Annotated in this window: 21 protein-coding genes and 1 riboswitch; of the genes, 11 read left to right on the forward strand and 10 right to left on the reverse strand. The window is 46.3% G+C overall.

What is annotated here, in order from left to right; genetic code table 11:
* Nucleotides 1-77 precede the first annotated feature (77 nt).
* Nucleotides 78-905 (reverse strand): flagellar motor protein MotB, encoded by an 828-nt coding sequence (gene motB, locus PPM_RS00505; protein WP_013368735.1) that lies wholly within the window; start codon nucleotides 903-905, stop codon nucleotides 78-80.
* A complete protein-coding gene (motA, locus tag PPM_RS00510; RefSeq protein WP_013368736.1) occupies nucleotides 898-1,692 on the reverse strand; it encodes a flagellar motor stator protein MotA in 795 nt (264 codons plus the stop codon). Before motA ends, motB begins: the two co-directional genes overlap by 8 nt.
* A gap of 187 nt (nucleotides 1,693-1,879) precedes the next feature.
* Here motA and PPM_RS00515 point away from each other — a divergent pair, with 187 nt between their 5' ends.
* Nucleotides 1,880-2,173 carry a hypothetical protein gene (locus PPM_RS00515; RefSeq protein WP_014599355.1) on the forward strand — a complete coding sequence of 98 codons (294 nt, stop codon included), beginning with the start codon at nucleotides 1,880-1,882 and terminating at the stop codon, nucleotides 2,171-2,173.
* A 117-nt stretch (nucleotides 2,174-2,290) separates the two neighbouring features.
* Complete coding sequence (locus PPM_RS00520; RefSeq protein WP_007428083.1) at nucleotides 2,291-2,590, forward strand: 4a-hydroxytetrahydrobiopterin dehydratase; 300 nt, start codon at nucleotides 2,291-2,293, stop codon at nucleotides 2,588-2,590.
* A 78-nt stretch (nucleotides 2,591-2,668) separates the two neighbouring features.
* Here PPM_RS00520 and PPM_RS00525 read toward each other — a convergent pair whose 3' ends face one another.
* The 4 genes from PPM_RS00525 to PPM_RS00540 all read right to left on the reverse strand — a co-directional run bounded on the left by PPM_RS00525 (nucleotide 2,669) and on the right by PPM_RS00540 (nucleotide 7,250).
* The gene (locus tag PPM_RS00525; protein ID WP_014599356.1) at nucleotides 2,669-3,175 is read right to left on the reverse strand and encodes a GNAT family N-acetyltransferase; all 507 of its coding nucleotides are present in this window, start codon (nucleotides 3,173-3,175) and stop codon (nucleotides 2,669-2,671) included.
* Nucleotides 3,176-3,478: 303 nt separating this feature from the next.
* Nucleotides 3,479-3,979 (reverse strand): C40 family peptidase, encoded by a 501-nt coding sequence (locus tag PPM_RS00530; protein WP_013368740.1) that lies wholly within the window; start codon nucleotides 3,977-3,979, stop codon nucleotides 3,479-3,481.
* Between the two features lie 5 nt (nucleotides 3,980-3,984).
* Nucleotides 3,985-4,122: riboswitch (cyclic di-AMP (ydaO/yuaA leader) on the reverse strand.
* A 276-nt stretch (nucleotides 4,123-4,398) separates the two neighbouring features.
* Nucleotides 4,399-5,226 carry a hypothetical protein gene (locus tag PPM_RS00535; protein WP_014599358.1) on the reverse strand — a complete coding sequence of 276 codons (828 nt, stop codon included), beginning with the start codon at nucleotides 5,224-5,226 and terminating at the stop codon, nucleotides 4,399-4,401.
* An 11-nt stretch (nucleotides 5,227-5,237) separates the two neighbouring features.
* Entirely contained in the window at nucleotides 5,238-7,250 is a 2,013-nt protein-coding gene (locus tag PPM_RS00540) for a M1 family metallopeptidase (protein ID WP_014599359.1), read from the reverse strand.
* Between the two features lie 124 nt (nucleotides 7,251-7,374).
* Between PPM_RS00540 and PPM_RS00545 the strand changes: the two genes are divergently transcribed.
* Together PPM_RS00545 and PPM_RS00550 are read left to right on the forward strand one after the other, a co-directional pair.
* Entirely contained in the window at nucleotides 7,375-7,881 is a 507-nt protein-coding gene (locus PPM_RS00545; RefSeq protein WP_013368743.1) for a YwhD family protein, read from the forward strand.
* Nucleotides 7,882-8,158: 277 nt separating this feature from the next.
* A complete protein-coding gene (locus tag PPM_RS00550) occupies nucleotides 8,159-8,665 on the forward strand; it encodes a PTS sugar transporter subunit IIA (RefSeq protein ID WP_013368744.1) in 507 nt (168 codons plus the stop codon).
* A gap of 99 nt (nucleotides 8,666-8,764) precedes the next feature.
* Here the strand turns inward: PPM_RS00550 and PPM_RS00555 are convergent, their stop codons facing one another.
* Nucleotides 8,765-9,514 (reverse strand): MBL fold metallo-hydrolase, encoded by a 750-nt coding sequence (locus PPM_RS00555; RefSeq protein ID WP_013368745.1) that lies wholly within the window; start codon nucleotides 9,512-9,514, stop codon nucleotides 8,765-8,767.
* Between the two features lie 141 nt (nucleotides 9,515-9,655).
* On the opposite strand from PPM_RS00555, the gene PPM_RS00560 reads away from it, so the two are divergent.
* The 3 genes from PPM_RS00560 to PPM_RS00570 all read left to right on the forward strand — a co-directional run bounded on the left by PPM_RS00560 (nucleotide 9,656) and on the right by PPM_RS00570 (nucleotide 11,257).
* Complete coding sequence (locus PPM_RS00560) at nucleotides 9,656-10,201, forward strand: histidine phosphatase family protein (protein WP_013368746.1); 546 nt, start codon at nucleotides 9,656-9,658, stop codon at nucleotides 10,199-10,201.
* A 57-nt stretch (nucleotides 10,202-10,258) separates the two neighbouring features.
* On the forward strand, nucleotides 10,259-10,612 hold the full coding sequence (locus tag PPM_RS00565) for a YunG family protein (protein ID WP_013368747.1): 354 nt from the start codon (nucleotides 10,259-10,261) through the stop codon (nucleotides 10,610-10,612).
* 246 nt (nucleotides 10,613-10,858) lie between these two features.
* Nucleotides 10,859-11,257: a hypothetical protein gene (locus tag PPM_RS00570; RefSeq protein ID WP_228392879.1), complete on the forward strand. Its 399-nt coding sequence runs from the start codon at nucleotides 10,859-10,861 to the stop codon at nucleotides 11,255-11,257.
* Between the two features lie 103 nt (nucleotides 11,258-11,360).
* On the opposite strand, the gene PPM_RS00575 is transcribed toward PPM_RS00570, so the two are convergent.
* Entirely contained in the window at nucleotides 11,361-12,173 is an 813-nt protein-coding gene (locus PPM_RS00575; RefSeq protein ID WP_014599360.1) for a pentapeptide repeat-containing protein, read from the reverse strand.
* 86 nt (nucleotides 12,174-12,259) lie between these two features.
* Nucleotides 12,260-12,652 carry a VOC family protein gene (locus PPM_RS00580; protein WP_013368750.1) on the reverse strand — a complete coding sequence of 131 codons (393 nt, stop codon included), beginning with the start codon at nucleotides 12,650-12,652 and terminating at the stop codon, nucleotides 12,260-12,262.
* A 124-nt stretch (nucleotides 12,653-12,776) separates the two neighbouring features.
* On the opposite strand from PPM_RS00580, the gene PPM_RS00585 reads away from it, so the two are divergent.
* Together PPM_RS00585 and PPM_RS29535 are read left to right on the forward strand one after the other, a co-directional pair.
* Nucleotides 12,777-13,826 (forward strand): hypothetical protein, encoded by a 1,050-nt coding sequence (locus tag PPM_RS00585; protein ID WP_013368751.1) that lies wholly within the window; start codon nucleotides 12,777-12,779, stop codon nucleotides 13,824-13,826.
* Nucleotides 13,827-13,961: 135 nt separating this feature from the next.
* Nucleotides 13,962-14,426 carry a hypothetical protein gene (locus PPM_RS29535; protein WP_014599361.1) on the forward strand — a complete coding sequence of 155 codons (465 nt, stop codon included), beginning with the start codon at nucleotides 13,962-13,964 and terminating at the stop codon, nucleotides 14,424-14,426.
* Nucleotides 14,427-14,573: 147 nt separating this feature from the next.
* Here the strand turns inward: PPM_RS29535 and PPM_RS00595 are convergent, their stop codons facing one another.
* Nucleotides 14,574-16,631 carry a transglycosylase domain-containing protein gene (locus PPM_RS00595; protein ID WP_014599362.1) on the reverse strand — a complete coding sequence of 686 codons (2,058 nt, stop codon included), beginning with the start codon at nucleotides 16,629-16,631 and terminating at the stop codon, nucleotides 14,574-14,576.
* Nucleotides 16,632-16,913: 282 nt separating this feature from the next.
* Between PPM_RS00595 and speE the strand changes: the two genes are divergently transcribed.
* Nucleotides 16,914-17,741, forward strand: a complete 828-nt coding sequence (gene speE / locus PPM_RS00600; protein WP_043885838.1) for a polyamine aminopropyltransferase — start codon at nucleotides 16,914-16,916, stop codon at nucleotides 17,739-17,741.
* 265 nt (nucleotides 17,742-18,006) lie between these two features.
* On the forward strand, nucleotides 18,007-19,293 hold the full coding sequence (locus PPM_RS00605; RefSeq protein ID WP_013368757.1) for an MFS transporter: 1,287 nt from the start codon (nucleotides 18,007-18,009) through the stop codon (nucleotides 19,291-19,293).
* The last annotated feature ends 28 nt before the right edge of the window (nucleotides 19,294-19,321 follow it).

Raw genomic sequence — 19,321 nt, forward strand, 5'->3', positions numbered from 1 at the left:
ACAGAAATCCCTAAAGTAAAAGGCACCAGCTGCATAAAAAATGCGGCGGTGCCTTTGTTCATATAACATATTCATGATCAACCTTCATTCGAGCTTGAGGTAGGACTAATAACTTGTGTACCGTTCTGATATTTGCGAAGAACGGAAATTTCGACACGACGGTTTTTGGCGCGTCCTGCTCCAGTTTGATTGCCTGCCAATGGTCGATACTCGCCATATCCGATGGATACAAACTTGGTAGGATCGAGCTGCGGATTGAGCAACAAAATACGCAAGAAATTGAGCGAACGCTTGGCACTCAAATCAAAGTTGGACGGGAACTGACTATTGGAAATAGGTACATTGTCCGTATGACCTGATACGATAACGTCATAACCAGGAAACTGTTGGAGCATGCTGGAAATGGATTTGGCCAGCTTTCTCGCTTCTGGCTTTACTTCGGCCTGCCCGGATGAAAACAGGGCATTATCACTAATGGTGATCATCAGCTGGGATTGGTTCAGCTTGGTGTTCAGTAGGGTGGACAGGCCGTTATTTTGAATATACTGATCCATTTGCTTTTTAAGCTTCTTTAAATCTTCTTCTTCCCGCTGGGCGAGTTGCTTTTGCAGATCAGAGGTGGAAGTGGCTTTCGATTTTAAGGGTTGTGATACCTCTTCTTTATTTTTGCCCATATCCATGGATTGTGACGACGGATTCGCGGCTGAGTGATCCAGCACGCCAGTACCGCCACTAAAAGCTGAACTCAGGGATTGAGCCATAGTTTCAAATTTTTTGGCATCGAGCGAGCTCATACCGAATAAGACAATGAAAAGAGCCAACAGAAGGGTCATTAAGTCGGAATATGGCAACAGCCAGCTTTCGTCAGCATGCTCTTCATGCGGTTCATGTCTCTTTTTACTCACTGGAATCGCCATCCTTCTGGGTCATCGAAGCCCGTTCGGTTGGAGTTAGGAAGATTGCTAGCTTCTGGCTGATGGCAATCGTCGAGATACCAGATTGAATGGAAAGCAGACCTTCGACCATCATTAACTTAAGTTCCACTTCTTTCTTGGATAGCCGTTTCAGCTTGTTGGACATTGGATGCCATAGGACATAGCCTGTAAAAATACCGAGCAACGTTGCAATAAAAGCGGCTGCAATGGCATGGGACAGTTTTTCCATGTCACTAAGGTCGGCCAGAGCGGCGATCAGACCTACAACCGCACCAAGTACCCCGAGTGTTGGAGCGTACATACCGGCTTGGGAGAAAATCAGTGCGCCAGCGCGGTGTCTATCTTCGGTAGCGTTAATGTCTTCCATCAGAACATCGCGTACGAACTCCTGATCATTACCATCGATAATCATTCGCATACCGCCGCGCATAAAGGGATCGTCGATCTCTTCGACCTTGGATTCCAGCGCGAGCAGACCTTCACGACGGGTAATGGATGCCCATTCGGTAAATGTACCGATAAGCTCCTTGCGATCCAGCAATTTCTGCTGGGTGAAAATAATTTTAAACAGCTTTGGCACCCGTTTCATGTCATCCATCGGAAACGCCATGAATATACTTGCTGCTGTTCCGACGAAAATAATCATGTAAGCAGCGGGATTATTGACCAGATTGACGACTGGCGCGCCCTTCAGGATCATCCCGACGACCAGTGACAAAAGCCCGAGCACAAGTCCAATAATGGTTGTAATTTGCATGATACACCTCATCCATGAGAATAGATTTTGAATCCTTTCATGCCGCATGGGTCGTCCTTGCCCCAAGCGCGTCATTATGAGACGGATTATAGTATTTATCGACAAAACTCTCTTTTTTGTTAAGGGCGAATTTCCGGTATAATAAAGTGATTATGTATTGAATCGCTGAACCATTGGAGGAAATAGCATGGGAGTAAAGCATGGGCGCGAGTATGAACAAATTTTGAACGATTTGACAGAGGCTGTGGGACGCATCCCAGATAGCTATGAATTTTTTGAAATGGAAGCAGAAGATTGGGACAGGCTGGACCCGGTGGGGCGTCAGGAAGTCAATGAAGCTTTGGCAGAAGACCTATTTTATGCATTGGGTACGGAGCCCATAATCACTGTAGGCAGCGGCGTTGTGATTTATGAGCCGGAGCAGCACCGGATCTATGTACTCATCGGAGATGAGGAGCTGACGTCGGTCCCTTTGATTTGAAGGCCGTCTTATGGATTTATCAACGGGGCCGTGGTAATATGTACACCAATATATCGTAGTTTTGGCCGTATGTAAGCGGCTAAAAGGCTTCCGTATAAACGGGGAGGAGTTCGTAACATGCCTTTTACACAAGAAGAGATTGAAGCACATCTGGAGAAACTGGAGGGCTGGGAACTGGAGGAAGGACGTTGGATCGTTCGGAAATATAATTTTTCCAGTTTTATGAAGGGAATTGCATTCGTGGATGAAGTTGCCGCTATATCTGAGGCATTCAATCACCATCCATTTATTACGATTGATTACAAGACCGTGACTCTGCGTTTGACCTCTTGGGACGATGGCGGTATTATGGCCGTAGATATTAAGGAAGCCCAACAATATAATGAAGCTTTTGAAAAAATGCGCAGCAGTCATTGATTTTATAATGATCTGTTGTATATATTAAGAGCGCCTTCGCTACACAACATCGCGGTTGTATAGCGAAGGCGCTCTTATTTATAGAACCCGGTTCTGTTGTTCAGGACGATATACCATACAATAGAACGGTTTTCTGCCATCTGGAGTCTGACGTTCATAGGTATCCGTCAGCTCAAATCCAGCTGCCTTGTAGGCTCGTATAGCCCGCTGATTCCAGGTGAGAACCTCTAGGTCAATTTCATTCTGTGGATGACGTCGTCTGGCTTCCTCGGCAATGGCCCGGACAAAATCGGAGCCTGTGCCATGTCCGCATCTTTCGGGATGCATTCCAAGACCCAGCCGGGTCACACCGACCATAGGAAAATATTGAGCAAATCCCGTCAGCTCATTCTCTTCGTTCAGTACGGCAACATATTGCTCTTGGCGAAGCGTGGGACTTCCAAATTCGACTTCAAGTGCCTTCATTTGTTCCCAGGGAAGCCAGCCGTATATGTTGTAGGGGGGATCATAGCGCCACTCACAGATTTCAGCCGCTTGATGCTCGTCCATCGGTACGATCCGGTAGTTGGATATTGAGGCGGGCACTTTTTCATTCCTCCTTATGCAGGTACTTCAATCATTAACCACAGATTGTAGACAAGTTGTAGGAGAATGGCAAGCGTGTTTATTTCGTACCTAAGTCGGGTATACATTCAATAAGAAGGATTTACTGCTCATATGCTCCCCCAGCGGTGGCGGTAAAACCGACGATGTTCGCTAAAACTGAAACCTTTTGAGGTGTCAGTTCGTCAGTAATGATAATAATTACTGATGTAGTGGACATAAAAAACCGCAATTCGATTCCGGCCAGAATCAAATTGCGGCTAGAGTTAGCTTGCTGTGCGGTAGTTATTCTACGTTGTCGTCATCAGGAATATCTGAAGCTACAGAATGGTAAGCGTCTGTGCTCATAATTCTTTTTGCACCGACATAACGGTTAGCGTAATAATTTTCGTTCAGTGAGCTAACTACTACACCACGTGAAGTCGAGGAGTGGGCGAATTTCCCTTCACCTACGAAGATACCTACATGGGAAACGCCTCTTCCTGTGGTGTTGAAGAACACCAGGTCGCCTGGTCTCATTTCATCGCGGGATACAGAAGCTCCCATTTTGAATTGTGATCCAGATTGATGCGGCAGTTTAATTCCCAGTTTGTTGAATACATACATTGTGAAGCCGGAGCAATCGAATCCCTCGAGTGTAGTACCTCCGCTTCTATAGTTCGTTCCTTTGGCATCTTGGATGACCTGGTCCATCTTAGAGTCTGCAAATGCACTGCTGCCACCGAATGTAAAAGATGTAAAGGCAATGGCGAGACCCATGGCTGCGATCGTTAGCTTCTTCTTCAAAAAAAATATACCCCTTCCAATGCCTGCGAGGTTAGCTTAAGGATTCGGTAGAAGGTTCCCCTATGACCACTCTGTTGCGAGATCAATTCACCCAAACTGGTTCCCCCGCTTCCTAGGTGCCAGGAATTAGGCTTAACTTAAGATGTGCACCTTGGAGAGCAGTATTCACGACAACGATGTTTTTAAGATAAAGGTTACAATAAAGATTACAAAGTTGTTACTATCAGTTCACTGCGATTATTGTAACAAAGACAGCAGGCTTTGGCAAATGTTTCATCGCAAAAAGTTACAAAAAAAATCTGTTCCTAACGCCCTAGGAACAGATTCTGTTAACAGTATTCAGTTATGTGCCGTTTGCACGGGAAAGAAAAAAGTTTTTTCGACAGCTAAAAATGCAGGAGAAAGCATAAAGAGAGGGATTAGCCTCTGCTGGAGATATCGATGTGCCATAGACGATACTGCGAACTGATATGCCACAGCCTGACCAGACTGGTAACAAAATGATACGATTGCTGGAGAATTAGCGCCAACATACCAGTCCAAATTATCGCTACGGTGCCAAATAGACCGAAGACCAGCAGCACACAAGCACCAAGCAAGAGAGATACGCTTACAGCCGGAAGAAGCTGGCGAAAGAAGGCGAGCAGGGACGATAGTATGGCGTGACCACTGACCGAGCCCAGTTGCATATACAGGATGCACTGCCGAATGAACCAACCGTAAGCCACCCACCCAATGGCATAGGGCAACAAATGCAACAGGTAAGAGGAAGATTGCAGCGTTCCTGCTACAATAGGATAGAGTCTCGGTACCACCCAGAAGGCGGGAAGCAGCAGCAAACCCAACTCGATGATGTAATACAACAGAGATGACATACCGTGACGTTTCATCCCCTTGAAGAAGGACAGGCTTTGCGGTTCAGACGCATCGGTATACAGGCTTTGATATATGCCAGCTCTAATGAAGGGAGTGATTAGGACGCGCAATACGGTCGCCCCTAATAGTATCCATAAATACACATGTACTTCCTGGCTGTCCATCAAGGCGATCTGCCCCTCCATCCAAAACAAGGTCTTTCCCAGCTCGTTTTGGCTCTGACCAGGATAACGCAGCAGCAGCGGGACAACGGCCGACTGTACCAGCCGATAGAGAAATACTCCCCACAGCAGACGATACAAAAATAAAATGATAACGATATAAAAGCGTATGCGCACTAGCGCCCAGCCTTCTTTTAAAACAGTCCGCATCTATAGACACCTCACCATGACAGACTTCCAAGCAGTGTCTCCAACAGCTTGGTTACACTCACACTCCAACGGGTTTGTTGCTTTTCGTCCAATTCAGCCTTCAGGCTATTATTAATATGCTTGTTCTCCAGTGCAATAGTGTATAGAGGATCAACGGTCACATAGGACACGGGAGAGGTGCTTTTGAGTCGGAAAGATGTACTTTTGCCCGTACCGTCCCATGCCTTAAATATTGTGGTGCCATCCTTGAAGGTAAATTGAACAGGGATCTTGGGATAATCCGCTCCTTTTTTGCTAAGCGTCACGATTGCTTCATATCCATTCTCCAACTTGCGGTTCGTGATGCGATCGACAGAAAAGTCCGCCATCTGGCCGTCATATACATATTGTTCAAAATAGTGGCTCCATGAGCGTCCAGTCACCCTTTCCACGACACGCTGAAAATCCTGTGAGGTCGGATGCTTGAATCGGTAGGTCTGGACATAGGTTCGCATAATTCGGTCCATTTTTTTCGTACCCACCTGACGTTCAATGCCTCGTAGTACCAGCTTGCCTCGTGAGTAGGCATTTTGTGCATACTCAGCCGACGATCCGTACTTCCAGGATTCGCGGTTTAGGGGCTGTGGAGAAGCTACCTGTCCGGATTGTAATGGCAAGTTGGGGATAAGCCCATATTCTTGCTCCATGAGCCGTTCTTCTGCATAGGAGGTGAAGCCTTCATCCAGCCAGGGCTCCTCAAATTCATTATTGGCTACCATTCCGTAGAAATATTGATGCCCAATCTCATGAACCAGCGTCCGTTCCAGATTATAGCCGGGATTCAGTTGGTCCGCAGCTGCGGCCGTGATGAGTGTCGGATATTCCATGCCGCCGGCTCCACTGCCTGTTTTGGGTGGAACGACGATAGATAGAGTGGAATATGGATAAGGCCCGTACCATTTGCTGTAGTACGAAAGGGCGGCCTTGGCTGCGCTCATGTAACGTCCTTTGAGTTCCTTATGGGAAGGGTCTAGATAGAGCTTGATTTTGACACCAGGAACTTCAGTAGAAGAAAAGGGTTCTTCTACGGCTACAAAGTTGGGTGAAGCAGACCAGGCAAAATCGTGTACATCATCGGCATAAAATTGATATATTTTCTGGCCGTTCTGTCGTACTGCACCACGGGTGGGAAACCCGGTCGCTGCTACGATGTGTGTTTCAGGCACCCGAATTCGTATACTGTAAATTCCAAAATCGGCATAGAACTCGGAGTTGCCATGATACTGATGGAGGTTCCAGCCCTCGTCGGCGCGTCCACGTTGTCCTGCAGTCTCATAGACGCTGAGCTTTGGAAACCACTGTCCAGCCATTACAAAATCATCTGTCGCACCCATACGAGCAAAAATGCCAGGCAGTTTGACTTCAAACTTCATATATAGTGTGATTTCTTCGCCACCTCGTACTGGCTTGGGCAGACGTACCTTCATGAGCGAACGGTCACTTGCGTTACCGTCATCTGGTTGTACATATTGAGTACGGTGCATGAGAGATAAACCATCTTCTGTTTTTAGTTCGGTCAGCGTCATGGAGCCAAAGCCGTCCTTGGGCATGGTGTCTCCGCGCAGCTTTCCCCCGGATTCTTTCATAAAGGTGGTTTCCATGGAAGAGAAGGCATTCGGGTATAGATGAAGATACAGATCATTCACAGTTTTTTTGCCCGGATGTTTCCAGGTCAGAGTCTCAGTGCCTCGCAAAACCCGTCCTTTTTCCAGAGATACATCAATGTGATACTCCACCACCCGTTTGCTGAGAATTTCCGAAGCGGGCTGTGGAGGGTTCTTAGGCAGGTCGGGCATGATGTTGGCCCCTAGAGGCTTGCCCATATCTGGCGCAAGCGCAGACTCAGACTCGGAGCCGTATAGTGGTTTGCCTGCAGACTGAGGGGCGGATTGCGATTGGGGTTGCCAGGCAAACCATAACGTCCCTGCGAGGAGTCCGAGGGCTAGTGAAGACAATAAAACGATTTTGGCGCGTGCTGGGGTCATACAATGGATACCTCCCGTTGACAAGCATCTACAGCATGTATATGTTTGCTTTCGGGAGATTATTAGTTAAAATATTTATAGTGTAGAATGAGTGTGAAGACGGAAATTGGAGGCCTAGTGACGCATGAGTGAAAATCAGCCGGACGGCAAAAAGCAGATTGCACTGAATATTGTCAGTGGCAAGAGTAAACATAAGGGCTTCGGCGCAGGCTCAATCGATCTGAACAGCATGTCCCCGGTCATCATTGACCGAGGAGAGGCGAAAATTGATATCGGTGCCATGCATGCCAAAAGTAAAGTAGAACGTGGAATCAAGTTCTCTACGAATAAAGAAGACGTACCGAACGGACGCCAGGTATGGCTGGTATGGGTAGCTGTGGACCGTACGCCTGAAGGACGTATGTACGGTGGCGCGACGGCCTGCGAGATGCTGATTGACGACGAAGCCAAACGCGGCTGGAAAATTCTTGCCGATCATGTTAACCGTATGGATTATGCACTCAAGCGCCGTTTCATGCTGGATGATCTCGGCAGTGAAGATAAAGCAGCGCTCAAAAGCCTGCTAATTTCGCATAACGAGGAATGGTGGGACGCTTCGCCTGAGGAATTGAAGCAGGCGCTGGAAGGGTAAGCCTAGCGTTAACAGTGTACACAACTGCTTAAAGAGCAGTCGGCAGTAAGGTTCAGAAGTAGACCGATACCTTGGTTGGGGTCGGTCTACTTCTTTTTCATGTAAGTTATGAACATCATCGCCTTGACATCATGGAAAGGCATTCACTATAATTCAAATAGAAATCGGTTTCACTCCGGTTTTTATTTAATGAATTCGTGGAACCGGTTCCTAAAAGGATATAGTTTTTTTCCTATCGCTGTTTATGAATGTAATCTCTAAATAAGGTGGCATCGTTATGTTTAAATGGTTGAAAAAGAAGGCGGCTCCCCGTATTGAAGAATTCGACATGGTAGCGCCAATTAAAGGAAAAGTGGTTTCTCTAGAAGAGGTTCCAGATCCTGCGTTCTCTACAAAAGCTATGGGGGATGGCATCGCTATTCATCCATCTGAGGGTAGGGTCACCGCTCCTTTCGCGGGAAAAGTTGCCCATGTCATGGAGAAAAGCAAACACGCTCTGATTATTGAACATGAATCTGGCGTACAAGTTTTGATACATGTCGGGATTAATACCGTCTCTCTCAAAGGGCAGGGGTTTAACCCTCATGTCAAAGTAGGAGATAGCATTAAAGCTGGACAATTATTGATGGAGTTTGACCTGGACGCGATTCAACAGGGTGGATTACCTGTAATTACTCCAGTAATCGTTCCAGACGGGCAAGAGATGATCAGTCATGTGGAGATATTAGAAAGCTCATCTGCTACTTCAGATGTACCTGTATTAAGGGTTCATTTAAAAGCCTAGCTTTCATTCAGAAAAGACTAACCAGGAATTCCTGGTTAGTCTTTTCTTTAGATGATTCACTGACTGGTCAAGGGACTGGTATGAACATGTGAACAAAAGCTAGGATTCACATATTTCAGATATCCGCTGATTACAATTGCCTTCGTATAGCCCTCCATGAAAACAAATCACTTTTTTAATATCATATGGCAGCAGGTTTTTAAGAGATTCTTTGGCGATATTGAAATCACAGCAGTATTGCGGGTCTGGAGCCAGTAATTTGCCGCTTACTACACGTAGAGCATCTCCTGCAATCAGGGTTTGACTGAATTTATGATAGAAACTTAGGTGTCCTGGTGTATGACCAGCAGTATCTATAACTAAGATCCCCCCACAGAAGGGCAATTCCTCTCCGGCAACGATGGTGGAGTTTACAATAGCCTTTGGGGGATTTTCAAGTGTACGCCGGAATGCATATCTCCACTCTACTGGAACGGATTCAGGCATGGAGCTTACAGCTTGATCTATTGCTTCTGGGGTTAGCTTAATAAGCTGTTTTTCTCCCTGTATATAAGGCTTTTCGATAGAACTGGCTAATACTTGAACTAGGGAGGAAGAAGCCCGGATTATATCTGCTAAACTGCCAATATGGTCAAGATCCTGGTGTGTTATTAATATGGAGGTAAGTTTATGGATTGCTAATCCGGTATCTAGAATAGCTTCATTTAAAAGTGAGAGTTGCCCTGGGTAAGCTGTATCAACTAAAATCATGTTGTCTTCGTCCCACATTAAGGTGGGGTGAATGCTCTCTATACTTCCCATGATATTAGCAGAAACCTGGAGCATGTGTATTCCTTTGTCTAATTGCATCGAATCCCTCCCATAAGAGTTGATGTAATACAAAGGAATCTTATCACGTAATCCAAATATGTAAACCTATATCATAACATAAAAATAATTATTTGTAAATATATAGAATACTACATTTGTGTGACGGTTAGGAGCGATGACGTGAAGAAAATTTATTTTGTTAGACATGCCCAAGCAACTGGACAGGAACCAGATGCCCGACTCACCGATGAAGGTAAACGACAAGCTGAGCAGTTGGCTGATTTTATGGAGAATGTAGGTGTGGAATATATTGTGTCCAGTCCATGGAAACGGGCCGTGCGAACCATTCAGCCCTTGGCTGAGCGTAGACATTTGCAGGTATATACTGATCTACGTCTTCAGGAACGTGTACTATGCCGTGATCATCTGGATCATTGGCTGGACGTGCTGGAACAGACATATCTGGACGAGGACTTGAAGCTGGAAGGAGGAGAATCATCCCGTGAAGCAGCAGATCGAGGAATCCAGCTTGTTCAGGAGCTTATAGAGCGGGCGGAAAAAACGGTTATCATTGTAACTCATGGAGCTTTACTCTCTCTTCTCATTCGACATTACGATCCGCAGTTTGGTTTTGAGGAGTGGAAAAAACTATCCAATCCCGACGTGTATTTGCTAGAACTGAATGAAGCAGAAGCCAAGATTCACAGAGTGTGGAATATAGATTGAAATAAGTAGGATAGGTTCACTATAAGTACAGAATGGTTTCAAAAGGGGAGACGTGTATTGAATACAAATCGTTTTGTAGAATTAGAAAAGGCATTGTTTCAGGCTTGGTCTTTGGAGTCTAGCTCTAAATGGACAGCTAATAATCCTGCAGCCGGACAATGTGGAGTCACAGCGCTTGTCGTTCAGGACAGGCTTGGTGGTGATATTTTGAAGACCTGGCTGGATAGCGGCTGGCATTATTACAACCGAATCGGTGAGGACATTATAGATTTTACAAAGTCGCAATTTTTAAGCCTTCCACAGTATCAGCATGTACACTCTAACCGGGAAGAAGCATTTTCAGACACCAATGCAGAGCAGTATGCAGCCTTAAGCCGGAGACTAGAAGAATCTCTTAACGAAAAGGTATAAGTGTATTTAAGATGTATCCATAGCCAAATAGTTTTTAGGGAGTAAGGAGGGAGTGCAATTAATAAATATTTAGCAGTTGCGGTGATCCTTCTTGCGATTGTGTGTGGATTGCTACTGAATACTTCTAAACAAAACCCAATAATATTGGATCAACAGGAATCAACCCCACAAAGTAAAAAGTATTCAGGCGAGAAGTATGTATCGAAATATAGTTATAAAAAAGTTAATGATCCAAAGGCTGCATTGATGACATCCAATATTCTTCATGCTACATCGCTAGAAGAGGAGACTGTTGCTCAGTTTAGAGGAGCGCTAATTACTTTATTCGGACAGCCTCAAAGGACATCGCAGAATTTCGAAGAGGCATATGGGTACATAATTAAGGCAACAAATTCGACTGGACAAAGCTGGATATTGACTGCATACGAAGGACCGGGCGGTCCGGCTATAGGAGGGGACACCGAGAAAGATTCTATAGAAGAAGTCGCGCAGGACTTGTTGAATCTAATTGAGGCCACAAAGCCCGCAGATTTCGAAGATGTGGGTTATTATGAGGATACTGGATCTACTATTCGTTATGGATGCAAGGCACAAGTCTGTTTTTATCAGGAAAGCACTACAGAGCAGCATGCGACGGATGAGTAGAATGACGGAGTAAACAGTAAAATTCAGAAGTAGATCGGTACCTTGTCGAGGGCGGTCTACTTCTTTTTTCATATAGGTAAGCAATGTTGCTTTAGGGTAAAATCTAATTTATCCAATGGCTGGGAAAGCTTAGAGAAGGGGGCAGTTTGGTTTTGCTATTGCCTTTAGCCGAATTTAACTGCGCTTGTGTAAGAAAGATACTTCCTTCCAGATTAGCCCCACTTAAGTCAGCATCTCTAAAATCTGCACCGATAAGGTCAGTCATACTCAAATCAGCCTCACGTAGGTCAGCAGCAATCAGTAGAACGCCTCTCAGGTTGGCACCTCCCAGATTCACGCCTCTTAAATTAGCCCCGATAAGGTCTCTATTCTTGATTTTTTTACTGAGTTTATGGTTCTCCATGTTTTTCTTGAATTTTTCTCGCACTAACTCACTTGTTTGTACAAGTAAATCATTGACTAACGCCCTATGGGTGGGTACATGAAGATCTATAAGGGATTTTGGATCTTGATCTGTAAGCTGCTCGGTTTTTTCCATCGCTTTATGTAACTCGGTATAAATGGAGTGAGTTTCTTTTAAGCTAAGGGCTTCGTTTAGGTAATACAGCATTTCATGAAGCTGTTGCATGATGGGAAATAGATTGAACATTTCATCAGCTATTGCCGGGTTGTCTCGCCAGCTTTTTCCGTTGTATACAACTTGGGATATTTTTTGACCTGCCCCAAAGCAATCATATACTGTACAGCCTCGCAAGCCGTTATTTCTTAGGTTCTTATGAATGTCGCAGCGATAATCCGCATTTAGGTGTTGACAGGGAGTTCCTCCATCCTTGTTAAAGGCAAAATCAGCAGATTTGGCATAAGGCAAGGCGACACAGCATAAACCAAAACATTTTTCACAATCGGCGGTATACAATAAACACACATCCTTTTATTAGCACCTACTACATGTAATAGTACCAAAAAAAGATGAAGGAGTGTATTGCTAAGTAAAATAGTCGGTTACTCTTTTGCCAAATTTAATTGCCATGAAACACCGTACTTGTCTTCGACCCAGCCAAATTGTTGGCTTACGGGCGAGGCTTCAAGGGGCATTAAAACTCGGCCTTCCTGAGATAGCTGACCAAACACACGATGGATTTCTTCTTCCGAATCACAAGTGACGAATAGCGATAGGGCTGGGGTAAAAGGGTGTTTGTCCTGATGGTTATAGTCTATGGCCATAAAGGTTTGCCCTTTGAGGTTGAATACGGCATGTAACACGGTCCCATCTTCCTGATGAAAAATACTCATGATACCAGACGGCTTAAATACAGAGGTATAATATTGCATGGCTTCCTCTGCTTGACCGGGAAACATGAAGAAAGTTGTGATTTTTGAACTAGAATCCTGCATCAGATCAGCTCCCTTGAGTGGATTATAGATGATAACATTTTTTCTCTTTTATAATAGAAATATTCACGATTAGAGAAGTACTTCATAAAGAAAGATAGGCATAACTGAGAAAGGGGAAAACCGGATGATAGACGCGACAGCAAGGATTATTGATATGTTGGGCTCAGGCAATAAAGTGGATGCCAGCATCATTTCTGCCTATACGGATGTAGTTGCCCAATATGGAACCGTGAAGGATGCCTGGGAGTTATATAGGCTTTTTGTAGAAGATCCTCATCATTATATTAGGGGGCTGCTTCTTCAGCCGATCATGAGATGCGGAGATGTTGCTTTGGCGCAGGATATGTACGAGCGTTATGTTCGAAATCAGACATCCTCGGAACATATACCTGATGGTGTGCTGCATGTGTTAGGTTATTTGGGTTATGTGGAAGCTGCGGCTGATCTCGTCGCATGGGTGAACGGGCCATATGGGGCAGCATCTGTGGATGCTTGTTTGGGGCTCGTACATCTTCCATGCGAATCGTTCCGTGAACGACTGGCGACTGAATTGGAACAAGCAGTGGATCAGCATCTGTTTGATGAATTCTTACCCCTACTAAGCTTTAAATGTACTACTGAAGATATGATTCCACGATTGGTGCATTGGGGAGAGCGACATGCTTCCGTAGACTGTAATGCAGGAATTATTGCTGGAATTGCTTTGTTTGGAGAAGAGCAGAAGGATACAATTCGGTCTATTTTGTGGAATCCGCTTTGGGAGGCTCATGGAACAGCTACGGGAAGTTGTGTGTGGTCTTATATTGCTATGCAGCATGTAGGGTTGACCTTTAGAGAGCTTATTCAGGATATAAAAAGCTACGATGCATCCAAAGCAGGTGTACAGGACTTGGAGTACCGTTTGGAAGTGTTGTATGAAATGTTGGAACTGAAGCTCAGCTATAGAGTTCAACCGATCCGGTTCGCTCGCCGTAACGAGGAATCATTTGCTCAAATCTATAGCGATTTGTTTAGCTGGTCCACGGAGCATAAGGATGACTCTATTATAGGCTGGATGAACGACAATTTAGGGTATAAGCACCGGCTGCTGAAACAGTATGATGAGCTCAGGAAACGAGTCGAGATTAAAATGGTGCATGAAATTGAGCTGGAGCATGTCCAGACGGGGAGTTAATCGGGGCGAGATATAAGAAATTTTGGTATAAAAGGACGAAATGACGGAGTTTGGCGGCGATATGGGGATTCGCCCAGTCCACGGGCTGATGTCCCGCATAGGATACATCAGCCTAGAACACAAGGAGTGAAACACATGTCTTTACTGCCACAAGTTCCTTTCGGAACGCAACCGGGTACTCCGGGTCCATTCACACCGTCGGGTCCTTCAATTCCACAATTTCCTGATATACAGGATTCGTTCCCGTCTCCGGTAGGTCCGCCACCAGGCCCAGGCCCCTTTTCGCCACAGCCGTTCTCCCCGCCACCGCAAGGGCCGTTCGGTCCGCAAGGTGGGCAGCAAGCTCAAGCACCAACTTCCCCACCACCGCAATTTACGCCACCGAAACCGCTAGTTTCGGCCTATGCGGTTGACCCTGGAGCCATTTTCGGTTGTTTGTACCGCAACACGTTTGTATGGCTGACGAACGGAGAGCGCTTCTGGATGTACCCTGTCTTTGTAGGCAGAACATCCGTAGCAGGTTTTCGGTGGAGTGGCCGCTTTTGGTTTTACTATGGTGTAGACACCAACCGTATTGAGTCATTTAGCTGTTTTTGGTAATAGCGCAGCTTTAGGAAAGAACGGGGCTTAACTGTGTAATGGCTGATGGCACTGGCAAAGAGCTAAAATGGGCGAATAAGATAATTGAAGTAAAGATAAAAAAGACTGGGAGAGCGCATCATGGCGTTTTCCAGTCTTTTTTTGCTATTACTCCATCCACCATCGCTTAAAATTGCCCCACCAGGATTTTTTTTCGGCCTGTCGTTCCGCTTGGTCAGTAGGTGTCGATGCCTGTGGGTTATTCTGCCCCGATAGGGTCTCTTTCGGCTCGGTACCGCTAACGAATACCTCCAGCCGCTTGTCGGGACTGTCCGGCGCAGCCAGCTTGCCGCTAGCCGGATCAATATAGGCGCTGACTACGCCGTCAGGGATCGGGAATATTTTGGGCGGCACATTCTCCAGCGCTTTTTCCGTATATTGTGCGAAAATTGGTGCCGCCCGCCGGGCATCCTGCGTGCTGATGGCCTTGCCCTTGTCATATCCGACCCAAACAGCGGTGGATAGCTCCGGGGTGAAGCCGACCATCCACGCGTCCGTATTGGTCGTGCCGCTTTTGCCGGCAACCGGGCGCTTGATCAACTTCGCGACCCGATTGCCGGTGCCGCCTTCTTCGAACACGCCTTCCATGAGGCGTGTGAGGACATAGGCAGAGGCGGGCTTTACCACCTGCACGGGTGCGGCTTGCGGCGCTTCGTACAGTGATCGTCCGGCCGCATCGGTGATGCGCAGCACCGCCACCGGAGCTACCTTTTGCCCGCCACTGCTGATGACCGAGAAGGCCGAGGCCATCTCAAACGGGCTGACGGGCGACACGCCCAACGCCAGCGAAGGCACGGGCTTGAGCTCGCTCGTAATGCCCATTTTGCTGGCGAGGTCCATGACCTTATCCGCTCCTACCTGCAGAATGGTGCTGACGGCATAAATATTATCAGATGCCGCAATGGCGCGCCGCAGATCTATTTCACCCAAATATTTATCTCCAAAATTTTTGGGCTTATAAGTTTTGCGGTTGTTGTCGTAGTGGAACAACGTCGGTCGGCTTTCGAATTTGGACGTACTCGTCAATTGGCCGGAATCCAGCGCGCTGAGATACATAATCGGCTTGAAAGACGAGCCTGGCTGCCGGGTTGTGGCCAGTGCATGGTTGTATTGATTCCCGACATAGTTCGTTCCGCCGACCATGGCCTTGACATGTCCATTGCGCGGGTCCATGGAGATTAGTGCAGTTTCCAGTCCGTTGCTGTTCTTCATGCCCTCATTGACAGCCGCCTCGGCTGCCTGCTGCATGTGCATGTCCAGCGTCGTATAAATGCTCAGCCCGCCATGCTCAAGCACCGCTTCGCTAATCCCAAATTGATGAGTCGCTAGCTGGCGAACATAATCGCGAAACCAGGGAGCAGCTTCCACTGTCCGACGCTGGCTCTCGGGCCGCAGGGCCAGTATTTCCTCATAGGCTTTGCTGGCTTCAGCCGGTGTAATTTTACCGATGAGTGCCATAGAGTCCAGTACAATTTTCTGCCGATCCTTTGCGTTTTTCATATGATTATATGGTGAATAGTAGGTCGGACCTTTCGGAATACCTGCCAATAGGGCGCTTTCAGCCAAGTCCAGATCCTTTGCGGATTTACCGAAATACATCTGCGAGGCCGCCTCAATGCCATAGGCGCCATGACCATAGTAAATTTCATTTAAATACATTTGCAGCAGCTCATCCTTGGAATACTTCATTTCAAGCTGTGCAGTATAGATGGCTTCCTTGGCCTTGCGCGTCCATGTTTTCTCGTGAGATAAGTACAGATTGCGCGCAAGCTGCTGAGTCAGTGTGCTGGCCCCTTGCGACATATCCCATCGGGTCAAATTAACGATTACTGCCCGGCCCAGACCTTTGAAATCAAAGCCAAAATGATCGTAAAACTTCCGGTCTTCCACAGCCAGTGTAGCTGCTATTAAATCGGGCGAAATGTGATCAAGCTGGACAGGAATAGATTCCTTTCCTCCGGCAGAGAAGGTAGCAATGACTTGCCCCTGACTATCGAGCAGACGTGAATTCCGGTCTGTATCGGCGAGCGGAAGGCTGGTTGTGTACAAATAGGCGAGCAGAATGCAGGCGGCGATGACCGTCAGAATCGTGAGAGACATCAGGCCTTGAAAGCATCGAACCCAAAGCGGTTTACGCTTGGAGGATCGCCCGGTAGTATCGGTCATCATGCCACCTCCTTCCATAGTTGATGTTCTCAGTATAGTCAATCCGAAAGTGTCTATTCATCAGATGCATATACGTATCTATTTTAAACAAGATTAAGCCCTAAAAATGCTTTTACAGTCCATTCGGGTATCGCTTATAATGCAAAAAGTGTGAAATTCAAGTGTGTTTGGTACAATAAATATAGCAAACTCGGCGTTTGCGTGTTGCAGTTATAAGGAAAGTCCATGTTTATGCTACCGGATTGCCGGACACATACTTTGATCAGAAAGAAGGTTGGAATGATGGATTTGTGGTTTACGGAGAAGCAGACTCCCTCTTTCGGCATTACAGCAAAAATCAAACAAACCTACGTCTCTGAGAAAACAGATTTTCAGGATCTGGCAATGATCGAGACGGAGGAATTCGGCAATATGCTTGTTCTGGACGGCATGGTGATGACAACGGTTAAGGATGAATTTGTATATCACGAAATGGTAGCACATCCGGCTTTGAATACACATCCGAATCCGAAAAAGGTTTTGGTTGTGGGCGGCGGGGATGGCGGCGTTATCCGTGAGGTCATCAAGCATCCTGAAGTGGAAAAGGCTGTATTGGTGGAGATTGACGGTAAAGTCATTGAATATTCTAAAAAATATTTACCTGAAATTGCTGGGAAGTTGGACGAGTCCAATGTGGAAGTACTGGTCAATGACGGCTACATGCATATTATCGAACACAAAAATGAATACGATGTGATTATGGTCGATTCGACGGAGCCGGTTGGTCCGGCAGCGCCGCTGTTCGAACGTGGGTTTTACCAAGGTATTTTTGAGGCGCTGAAGGAAGACGGCATTTTCGTGGCACAGACGGATAATCCTTGGTTCAAGGCTGACCTGATTCAGAAGGTCAACAAAGATGTAAAAGAGATTTTCCCGATTGTGCGTGTGTACGGTGCAAACATTCCAACCTATCCGAGCGGTCTTTGGACATTCACATTGGGCAGCAAGAAATATGACCCGCTCGAAGTGGACGAGAACCAAATTCCAGAGATGGATACCCGATATTACAGTCCACGTCTGCACAAAGCGGCATTTGTACTACCTAAATTTGTGGAAGATTTAACAAAGTAAACATTTTAAGAAGCGTCTTAGTGATCTTTATCGCCAGTATAGAGCGAAAAGAGCGCTATAGACGCTTTTTTTTGTGTTAAATCAGATTGTAGTAGGCATGAAAATATAGTGGACACTGAATTTCCTTTTAAGATAAAAGAAGGAAATTTAAGGGTATATGTAGAACATACAAAAAACCGGACATTTAACAGATTTGTAATCGACAGGGGAGGTTTGGTTATGGAAATACATAAATTGGCGATATACCAAAGAGGGGGGAACTTTTTTGATCAGACGCTCTTTTTATTACCTGTGGGGGTCTCAGACGATTTCCAACGCAGCAGATATCATCTACATGTTGAGTGTGGTGGTGTTGGTATTCAGTTCAAGTAATTCCTTAATGACGACTATTTTAATCCCGTTGTTTCGTTTGTCAGCTCAAGTGATTAGTGGGCTTGTTGCACCGATCGTGCTCGGTCGATTTCGGCTGACGCAGGTTCTGCTATTTTCCCAGTTTGGGCAGTTTATCATTTTTACGTTGCTGCTGCTTTATTTGTGGATCGTACCTGAGCAGAGGTCGTTTCTGTTTATTTTTGTGATGGTTTTTGGCATGTCTTTTTTGGATGGATGGACCAATCCTGCGCGTAATGCGCTTGTACCCCGTTTGGCCACTGGTGAGGGACTCATGCGGGCAAACGGTATGGTAGCGGTCAGTGATCAGGTGGTCAAGTGTGCAGGCTGGGCGTTGAGCGGAATGATTGTCGCTTGGCTGGGTTCCCTGAATACGCTTGCAATTGCCTCCTGTTGTTATCTCGTGGCTGTAACTGTCACGTCCTTCATTCGTGATCCGCTGGATCAAAAGGAATCAAACCCCGAATCTCCAGAGTCCTTAACAGATGCAGTAGAACCCGCAAAGGAAAAAGGCTCCCATTGGAAAGAGCTTGGGGAAGGATGGAAAATCATTTGGCATAACCGTCGTATTCGTTCTCTAATGATTGTCGACAGCGTGGACAGTATTGGGGGAGTCTCCTGGCTCGGCGTATTTATTTTGGCGTACGTCAGTCAAGTGCTGCATCGGGATGCGAGCTGGTGGGGCTTCATGAATGCGTCCTTTTTCTCCGGCACCATTTTGGGTGGATTAATTGTCGTTGGCTTGGTCAAGCGATTGCAAAAGAACAGCTTTTTGTACATGCTCGGGGCGTTGCTGGTGTATGTACTGATTACCATTGTATTTGCGCTGAATACCATTCCCGTGGCTGCGCTTGTTCTTTTTGCTGTGTCAGGCTTACCTGTTCAAATGGCAGGCATTATTCGCCGCACCTTGCTGCAAACCAGTGCACCGCCAGCCCAGCTGCCCAAAGTGATGGCGGGAATTGATGTGCTTACAAATCTTGCTTTCGGCCTGGCTTTATTATTTATGGGCTGGTATGCTGACCGATTTGGTATGGTGCAGGTGTATTTGCTGGCTGCGGCAATGACTACCATTGCTGTTCTGATCGGCTGGTGGTATCGACGTGCTTTTCAGGAAAATGAGCCCATTGACCAACCAACTGCTACAAGCGCTGGGATTTGAACCGAACTATCTCCGATAAGCCGATTAT

Origin of the sequence: Paenibacillus polymyxa M1 (assembly GCF_000237325.1) — a bacterium.
Classification (GTDB): domain Bacteria; phylum Bacillota; class Bacilli; order Paenibacillales; family Paenibacillaceae; genus Paenibacillus; species Paenibacillus polymyxa_C.

Coding starts and splice junctions, on each gene's coding strand:
- motA (WP_013368736.1), bottom strand. CDS start 1,692: ATGCAAATTACAACCATTATTGGACTTGTGCTCGGGCTTTTGTCACTG.
- PPM_RS00515 (WP_014599355.1), top strand. CDS start 1,880: ATGGGAGTAAAGCATGGGCGCGAGTATGAACAAATTTTGAACGATTTG.
- PPM_RS00520 (WP_007428083.1), top strand. CDS start 2,291: ATGCCTTTTACACAAGAAGAGATTGAAGCACATCTGGAGAAACTGGAG.
- PPM_RS00535 (WP_014599358.1), bottom strand. CDS start 5,226: ATGCGGACTGTTTTAAAAGAAGGCTGGGCGCTAGTGCGCATACGCTTT.
- PPM_RS00540 (WP_014599359.1), bottom strand. CDS start 7,250: ATGACCCCAGCACGCGCCAAAATCGTTTTATTGTCTTCACTAGCCCTC.
- PPM_RS00545 (WP_013368743.1), top strand. CDS start 7,375: ATGAGTGAAAATCAGCCGGACGGCAAAAAGCAGATTGCACTGAATATT.
- PPM_RS00550 (WP_013368744.1), top strand. CDS start 8,159: ATGTTTAAATGGTTGAAAAAGAAGGCGGCTCCCCGTATTGAAGAATTC.
- PPM_RS00555 (WP_013368745.1), bottom strand. CDS start 9,514: ATGCAATTAGACAAAGGAATACACATGCTCCAGGTTTCTGCTAATATC.
- PPM_RS00570 (WP_228392879.1), top strand. CDS start 10,859: ATGACATCCAATATTCTTCATGCTACATCGCTAGAAGAGGAGACTGTT.
- PPM_RS00580 (WP_013368750.1), bottom strand. CDS start 12,652: ATGCAGGATTCTAGTTCAAAAATCACAACTTTCTTCATGTTTCCCGGT.
- PPM_RS00585 (WP_013368751.1), top strand. CDS start 12,777: ATGATAGACGCGACAGCAAGGATTATTGATATGTTGGGCTCAGGCAAT.
- PPM_RS29535 (WP_014599361.1), top strand. CDS start 13,962: ATGTCTTTACTGCCACAAGTTCCTTTCGGAACGCAACCGGGTACTCCG.
- PPM_RS00595 (WP_014599362.1), bottom strand. CDS start 16,631: ATGACCGATACTACCGGGCGATCCTCCAAGCGTAAACCGCTTTGGGTT.
- speE (WP_043885838.1), top strand. CDS start 16,914: ATGGATTTGTGGTTTACGGAGAAGCAGACTCCCTCTTTCGGCATTACA.